Annotated in this window: 6 protein-coding genes and 1 pseudogene; 2 read left to right on the top strand and 5 right to left on the bottom strand. The window is 71.7% G+C overall.

Features of this window, described 5'->3' with window-relative positions; all coding sequences use genetic code 11:
- From BFF76_RS28965 to BFF76_RS28950, 4 genes are all read right to left on the bottom strand, one after another.
- A partial coding sequence (locus BFF76_RS28965) for a protein kinase domain-containing protein (protein WP_420877232.1) occupies positions 1-1,056 on the bottom strand: 1,056 nt, incomplete at its 3' end.
- 72 nt (positions 1,057-1,128) lie between these two features.
- Entirely contained in the window at positions 1,129-1,404 is a 276-nt protein-coding gene (locus BFF76_RS28960) for a hypothetical protein (protein WP_065849404.1), read from the bottom strand.
- Between the two features lie 24 nt (positions 1,405-1,428).
- On the bottom strand, positions 1,429-2,190 hold the full coding sequence (locus BFF76_RS28955; protein ID WP_053930480.1) for a TetR/AcrR family transcriptional regulator: 762 nt from the start codon (positions 2,188-2,190) through the stop codon (positions 1,429-1,431).
- 41 nt (positions 2,191-2,231) lie between these two features.
- Complete coding sequence (locus tag BFF76_RS28950) at positions 2,232-3,167, bottom strand: AurF N-oxygenase family protein (RefSeq protein WP_031091443.1); 936 nt, start codon at positions 3,165-3,167, stop codon at positions 2,232-2,234.
- Between the two features lie 189 nt (positions 3,168-3,356).
- Here BFF76_RS28950 and BFF76_RS28945 point away from each other — a divergent pair, with 189 nt between their 5' ends.
- On the top strand, positions 3,357-4,499 hold the full coding sequence (locus tag BFF76_RS28945; RefSeq protein ID WP_065849403.1) for a ferritin-like domain-containing protein: 1,143 nt from the start codon (positions 3,357-3,359) through the stop codon (positions 4,497-4,499).
- Here the strand turns inward: BFF76_RS28945 and BFF76_RS28940 are convergent.
- The gene (locus BFF76_RS28940; protein ID WP_065849402.1) at positions 4,496-4,798 is read right to left on the bottom strand and encodes an SCO0607 family lipoprotein; all 303 of its coding nucleotides are present in this window, start codon (positions 4,796-4,798) and stop codon (positions 4,496-4,498) included. The two genes, BFF76_RS28945 and BFF76_RS28940, sit on opposite strands and share 4 nt — an antisense overlap.
- Positions 4,799-4,922: 124 nt before the next feature.
- Here BFF76_RS28940 and BFF76_RS28935 point away from each other — a divergent pair.
- Positions 4,923-5,793, top strand: a pseudogene (locus BFF76_RS28935) (ADP-ribosylglycohydrolase family protein).
- Positions 5,794-5,942 lie beyond the last annotated feature (149 nt).

Here is a 5,942-nt window from a genome sequence, read left to right as displayed (position 1 = left end):
CCTGGGGGCCGTCGCCCGGTCGGACCGCGGTCCGCGTGCCCCGGCCCCCAGGATGCGGGTGGTCCGGCTGTCCTGGCCGACGTCTCCGCTCTCCCGCGCTCCGCTCACGGGCGTTACGCCGTCCGCGGGCACCTCGTCCCGGGCCGGGGCCACCGGTTCCGGGGGCGCCTCCAGGGCCCGTACGCGTGCCGCCTGGTCCGTCACCGCGGCCGACAGCGGCCCGGGCAGCCAGCCGCCCTTGGCGAGGCCCGCCGCGCCCTCCAGCGCAAGCTCCGCGGCCACCGATCCCGCGCCGGGCCGGTCGTCCGGGTCCTTCGCCAGGCAGCTCGCGATCAGCGCGCGCAACCCGCCGGGCACGCCGTCGAGTTCGGCCGGTCCGTGCGCGATCCGTTCCGCCGCCTCCTCCACGGGCCCGGCGGCGAGCGGGGTCGCCCCGGTCGCCGCGTACGCCAGCAGCAGGCCGAGGACGAACAGGTCGGACGCCGGGCCGGGTTCCTCGCCCTCGACCTGTTCGGGGGTGAGGTAGCCGAGTCGCACCGACAACTGCCCGCCCTCGCGGGCCTCGGCGGAGGCCGCGGCGCCCAGGGGCCCGAACGCGGTGAGCCGGGGGCCGTCCTCGGCCAGCAGCACCGTCTCCGGCGCCAGCCCCTGGAGCACGGCTCCGGTGGCGTGCACCCGGGAGAGCGTCTCGGCCAGGCCCGCGCCCAGTATCCGTACGGCACGCTCGGGCAGCGGACCGGCGAGGCCGATCGCCTCGGCGAGCGTCACCGCGGGCACATAGGCCGTGGCCGTCCACAGCCCGTCGTCCTCCGGAGAGGCGAGCGGCGGCTGCACCCAGCCACCGGCCAGCCGCTCGGCGGTGCGGGCCTCGGACCGGAAACGGCGCCCGAAGGCGGGTACGGAGGCGAGGGCGGGCCGGGCCGCCGTGACCACGACGACTTCCTCACTGTCCGAGCTCCGGGTCAGGTAGTGCACGGCGCTCGCGCTCTCGCGGAAGCGTGCCAGCGCGGTGTACGGGCCGAAGCGGCGTGGATCGTCCTGACGCAGCGCCTCCATGGCGCACCCCCCTTGTGACCGTGCCCTCGGCACCTGCCGCCGATCTTACGGGCGAGGGTGCGGGAGAGAGGCTCAGGACCCGCTTCGGGAGCTGTTCCAGGGCCACTTGGGGGTGAAGCGCTCACGGCCGTCGGGGACGTACTCGTACACCCAGCCGCGCTGCAGCCCGAGCCGCTTCGAGTAGCCCGCCGGGGCGCGCCGGTAGGCGTGGACGGTGTCGGGGCCGCCGTCGGCGTCCGGCACCGGGACCTCGTACCACTTGGGGGGATGGCCGGTCGGCCCGAGCAGGACTGGCAGCACCCGGCCGTCCAGGGGGCCGCCGCGGAAGGGCGTGTTCTCGCTTTTCACCCGGCCAGTGTCACCCAGGACCCCTCAGCCGGGCGGCAGCAGGTGCGCCGCGTGCCCCGCCACCGGGATGATCAGCGTCGCGAGCCGCCCGGCGGGGCCGTCGGAGGTCTCCTGGCTCAGCAGCTCCGCCACCACCGCCTCCGTCTCCTCGTCCGAGGCCGCGGTGGCCGCGAGCAGGGCCATCAGATGGTCGACGAGCCAGGCCCGCAGGTCGGCGGCCTGCGGCTGCTTCTCCTCGTCCAGCCAGATCAGGGACGCCGCCTCGACGGCGGCGATCCAGGTGCGCACCATCATCCGCAGCCGGGGCCCCGCGGGCTTCTGGCCCGGACCGTTGCCACGGCCGAGGTGGAGCAGGATCTGCTCGGCCGCGGACCGGCGTACGCCGTCCACGATCGTCGTGGTGCGCGAGGTCTCCGCCACGCTGCCGCCGCGCAGCAACGCGCTGAAGCCGGCGTCGTGCTGGTCGACGAAGCCGAGGTAACGGTCCAGGACCCGGCTGACCCGCTCGGTGGGCGGGCCGGCGGCGGGTTCCGCGAAGCAGAGCGTGAGCTGGTCGGCGGCCGATCCGAGGGCGGCCTCGTACAACTGCTGCCTGCCGCCCGGGAAGTAGCGGTAGACCAGCGGACGGGAGACCCCGGCCGCCGCCGCCACCTCGTCGATCGAGACGTCGTCCGGTGCCCGGTGGGCGAAGAGGGAGAGTGCCGCGCCCAGCAGTTGGGCGCGGCGCTCCTCGACACCGAGCCGTCGGTATGCGCGGGCCGGCGGTGCTGCGGGTGCGGAGGTCATACTCCGAAGCCTAAGCGCTCCCTCCGGAAGGGGGCGCGGCCTCAGGCCAGCAGACCGGAGCTCTTCCACAGCCTGCGCCCCACCCCGCCCAGCACCCCGATGTCGTCGAAGAAGTCCGTGAGCCGCTTCGCCCCCGTCTGCATGACCTCGGCCCGGTGGCCGCTCGCCTTCACCTGGGCGACGGCCTCGTGGCGGTCCAGTCCGACGTTCTCGTACACCTGCGGGTTGACGAAGCACACGGAGAAGACGCGCGCCGCCTCGCCGCAGTTCAGCCTGGTCATACGCCGTTCCCAGGCGGGGGCGGTCACCATCTGGCGGCGCAGCTCCTCACGTGCGTAGCGCACGTGGCGGGCCTCCTCGACGACGTGGATGCGGGTCACTCCGCGTACGAGCGACTGGACGCGCTCGTCGGGGAAGGTGAGCCGCTGCATCCAGTCCAGGATCTCCTCACCGAGCAGGGTCGCGGCGAACGAACCGGGCGTGGTGGAGATGGTCTTCAGTACCCGCGCCAGGTTGTGGTAGCGCCGGGGGACCGGGTAGCTGGGTGCCCCGCCCCACTCGATCATGCGGGCGAACATCATCGAGTGCCGGCACTCGTCGGCGATCTCGGTGAGGGCGTAGCGGACGTGCTTGCTCGTCACGGACTTGTCGTAGATGTGGCGGACGAGCAGCTGCATGAGGATGATCTCGAACCAGATGCCGAGCGAGGCCAGCGACGCCGCCTCGTGGCGTGCCAGCTCCATGCGCTGGTCCTCCGGCATCTTCCGCCAGAGCGGGGTGTCGTAGAGGGAGACCAGCTCGGGGGGCCAGAACCACTTGCCTTCCTCGACGGGGGAGGCCCAGTCGAGTTCGGTGTCCGGGTCGAAGGAGTGCTTGGCCGAGGCCTCGAGCAGACGGGCCGCGACCTGCTCCCGGTCCTTGAGCGGGCCGAGCGCGTCACGCAGCGCCTGGATGTCCTCGTCGGTCACTGTCGTCATGGCTGTGGGCCCCTCGCACATGGGTTACCGGCGGTCGTTTCTCTGCTCACCGAGTATGAGACTGCTTGTCAGCAAGGCAGTCAATCCCCTGTGCGCGACTTGTTGACTCCACGTCTACCAACGTGTGAACCTGCCAACTGACGTCAGCACCACGGAACATACGATCCTCGCCGCGCGAAGGAGCTCTCCGTGTCGACACACGACCTCTACATCACCCCGCCCCCGGCGCCGACGTGGCAGGTCCCTGCTACAGGAGCCGCGCGTTTCAACTGGGACTACGACGACGGCCGTGAACGCCTCCTCGCCCTGTACCAGAAGGGCAAGGACAAGCAGTGGGACGGCAACAAGCGCATCGACTGGAGTCTGGAGGTCGACCCCGCCGATCCGCTCGGCACCCCGGACGAGGCACTCCCGCTCCACGGGACGCCGCACTGGGCGAAGATGACCGACCGGGACCGTGGTGAGCTGCGCAAGCACTACACATCCTGGCAGTTCAGCCAGTTCCTGCACGGTGAGCAGGGCGCCATGGTCTGCGCCGCCCGCATCGTGGAGTCGGTCCCCGACCTGGACGCGAAGTTCTACTCAGCGACCCAGACGATGGACGAGGCGCGGCACGCGGAGATCTACGGCCGCTTCCTGCACGAGAAGATCGGAATGCTCTACCCGGTCAACGACAACCTCCAGGGGCTGCTCGGCGACACCCTGCGCGACTCCCGCTGGGACATGCCCTACCTCGGCATGCAGGTCCTCATCGAAGGGCTGGCACTCGCCGCGTTCGGCATGATCCGGGACACCACGACCAAGCCGCTGCCGAAGCAGATACTCGCCTACGTCATGCAGGACGAGGCCCGCCACGTGGCCTTCGGGCGGATGGCGCTGCGCGACTACTACAAGCAGCTGGGCGACGCCGAACTGCGGGAGCGCGAGGACTTCGTCATCGAGGGGTGCTACCTGATGCGCGACCGCCTCAGCGGCGTCGAGGTCCTGGAGAACTTCGGCATCGGCAAGCAGGAGGCCAAGGAGCTCTCCGAGCACTCGGAGTACCTGCAGCTCTTCCGGAAGCTGCTGTTCAGCCGGATCGTCCCCTGTGTCAAGGACATCGGCCTCTGGGGCACGCGGCTCCAGAAGGCCTACGTCGACATGGGCGTCTTCGAGCTGGGCGACTCGAACCTGGACCTTCTGATGGCCCAGGACGAGGAGATAGCCGAGCAACTGGACCGGGACCGCTTCGCCGTGGAGGAGCAGGCGCGGGTCGCGGAGGTCGCGGAGGCGGTCGCGGAGGGCGGTGGCCGGGGCGCGCGAGCCCAGTACGGTCCGGACGAAAGACCCTAGTTCTCCTCGGGGATCTCGATGGTCCTGCCGTTCTCGTCGATGGTCCGGGTGTTCCAGTAGGTGTACCACTTGTCGTCCACCCGCTCAGGAACCTTGCCCTCCGGGTAGCGGGCGTAGCCCTTGGGCGGCTCCTCGCCGTCGGGCACGCAGGCACTGCCGGCGCTCCCCACGGCCAGGACCGGGTACTCGTCGTTCCCGCACACGGCGTCCTGGATGGAGCAGGCGCTGGTGAGCACGGCGACCGTGACGCCGGCCAGGGCGAGCCCGAGCGTGGTGCGGAGTCTGTTGGCGGTGCGCATGGTGGGGCTCTCCTCTGGTGTGTTGCTGACGGGTCCAGCCTGCCGTGGCCGGAGAGGATGATCATGAGCACGCATACTCATATCCGGTGTACGTACCGAGTGTGCGGGCCGGAGTATGGGGAGCATGAACTCCCGTCCTGGTAAAGCTGATTCAGCAGCGGCGCGCCGCAGTCTCGAAGCGCTCGCGCTCGGTGACGCCTTCGGGGAGCGCTGGTTCCCGCTCTTCCGGCCGCCCCGGCAGGCGTACGCCGAGGTGCGGGCGCGCCGCACCCCGCACGAGCCCGTGTGGCACTGGACCGACGACACCGCGCTGGCGCTCGCCCTGCAACGGGTCCTCGACGAGTACGGGCAGGTGGTACAGGACCGCCTCGCCCTGTACTACGCCCTGGCGTTCGAGGCGGACCGGGCCCGTGGGTACGGGCACGGCATGCCCGGCCTCGCCGGGCGACTGGCGCACCCTGGCCCCCGGGCTGTTCGAGGGCGGAAGCCTGGGCAACGGCGCCGCGATGCGCGTCGCGCCGCTCGGGGCCCGCTTCCACGCGGACATCGGCCACGCCGCGGACCAGGCCCGGCTCTCGGCGGAGGTCACCCACTCCCATCCGGAAGGTGTGGCCGGCGCGGTGGCGGTGGCTGTCGCGGCGGCGCTCTCGGTGCGTGGGGAGTTCACGCTGGACGCAGTCGCCGCGCGCACGCCCGAGGGGCTGGTGAGGGAGGGCGTGCTCCGCGCCGCTGAGGTGCCGTTCACCACGGAGCCCTGGAAGGCCGCCGACCTCCTGGGCAACGGGCAGCGGATCAGGGCCGACGACACGGTGCCGTTCGCGCTGTGGACCGCGGCCCGGCACCCGGGCGACCTGGAGCAGGCGCTGTGGGCGCCGGCCGAGGGGTTCGGCGACGTGGACACGACCTGTGCCATCACCGGGGGCGTGGTCGGGGCGGCGACCGGGATCGAGGGGGTCCCCGCCGAGTGGCGCCTGCGACGGGAACCGCTGAGCTGACGGGGCGAATCCTCCGGCCCGCAGGTGATGGCCCGTAAAACGAACTCCTGTTCGCGTCGGTGACGTAACGTGAGCGCATGAGCATGCCACCGCAGGGTCCGTACGGGCCGCCTCCGACTCCGCACGGTCCCTACGGGCAGCAGCCCCAG

The sequence above is a fragment of the Streptomyces mutomycini genome, assembly GCF_001700505.1.
In the GTDB taxonomy this organism is placed as follows: Bacteria; Actinomycetota; Actinomycetes; order Streptomycetales; family Streptomycetaceae; genus Streptomyces; species Streptomyces mutomycini.
This window is presented reverse-complemented; position numbering and strand designations above follow the sequence as displayed.